Raw genomic sequence first — 1,279 nt, forward strand, 5'->3', positions numbered from 1 at the left:
TGATGAGGCACTCCTCCTCCACGAGCAGCATCGGGGAAAGATCGAGGTGCGTGGCAAGGTGCCGGTGAAGAACCGGCATGATCTGAGTGTTGCCTATACTCCCGGTGTTGCCGAGGTTGCCAGGAAGATTGCTGCTGATCCTGAGTGTGCATACCGGTATACGCTGAAAGCAAATACCGTGGCTGTTGTCAGTGATGGATCAGCGGTGCTTGGCCTTGGAGATGTCGGAGGGTTTGCGGCGATTCCTGTCATGGAGGGAAAAGCGCTTCTCTTTAAGGATTTTGCAGGTATAGATGCGTTCCCTATCTGTTTTGAATCCAAAAATGTCGATCTCGTGGCTCATATAAGAAATATCGCTCCGGTATTTGGCGGGATCAACCTGGAGGATATCGCGGCTCCCCGGTGTTTTGCGATTGAGGCTGCCCTCCAGGATATCGGCATACCGGTGATGCATGATGACCAGCATGGAACTGCGGTTGTTGTGCTCGCCGCATTGATCAATGCATGCAGGGTGCAGAAGAAGAGCCTTGCCGAACTCAGGATTGTAATCAGCGGTGCCGGTGCGGCAGGTACTGCCATAGCCCGCCTTCTCAAATGCGTCGGGATAAGCGATTGCACCTGTATCTCGGTGCGGGATATCATCGTCTGCGACAGGCAGGGGATCATCCACAGGGGGCGGCGTGATATCCTCTCGATCCCTCATAAGTACCTCCTTGCCCATGAGACGAACGAAGAGAACCGGACAGGCGGGCTTTCCGAGGCTCTCGTTGGTGCCGATGCCTTCATCGGCGTATCCGGACCCGGACTTGTCACGCAGGATATGGTCCGATCGATGGCAAAACATCCAATAATCTTTGCGATGGCAAATCCAGTTCCTGAGATTCTGCCTGAAGAGGCAAAGGCAGCGGGTGCCGGGATCATTGGAACCGGCAGGAGCGATTATCACAACCAGATTAATAATGTCCTTGTTTTCCCGGGGATATTCCGTGGTGCGCTGGATGTGCGTGCGACACGGATCACCGACGAGATGAAGATCGCCGCTGCCCATGCCATTGCAGCATATATTCCGCATCCGACAAAGGAGTACATACTCCCCTCTGTCATCGATCGCGGGGTGAGCAGGGCGGTGGCAGCGGCAGTTGCAGAAGCCTGGACCCTCTCATGCACCAGGGAGTCTTTTATCTGATTGCACCCATCTTTTCTATAGCATGAATGCCGGTGATAAGAAGTTCCCGATTTATCTTCTGCTGCTGGTGGCAGTCTTCCTCCTTGGATCGGT

At 54.3% G+C, this 1,279-nt stretch carries 1 protein-coding gene; it reads left to right on the forward strand.

What is annotated here, in order from left to right; all coding sequences use genetic code 11:
• Positions 1 to 1,186: NADP-dependent malic enzyme (locus tag QCH34_RS12885; RefSeq protein ID WP_300334724.1), on the forward strand; the 1,186-nt coding region annotated here is incomplete at its 5' end.
• Positions 1,187 to 1,279: the final 93 nt, after the last annotated feature.

It is taken from the genome of Methanocalculus sp., assembly GCF_029762515.1.
Lineage (GTDB): Archaea > Halobacteriota > Methanomicrobia > Methanomicrobiales > Methanocorpusculaceae > Methanocalculus.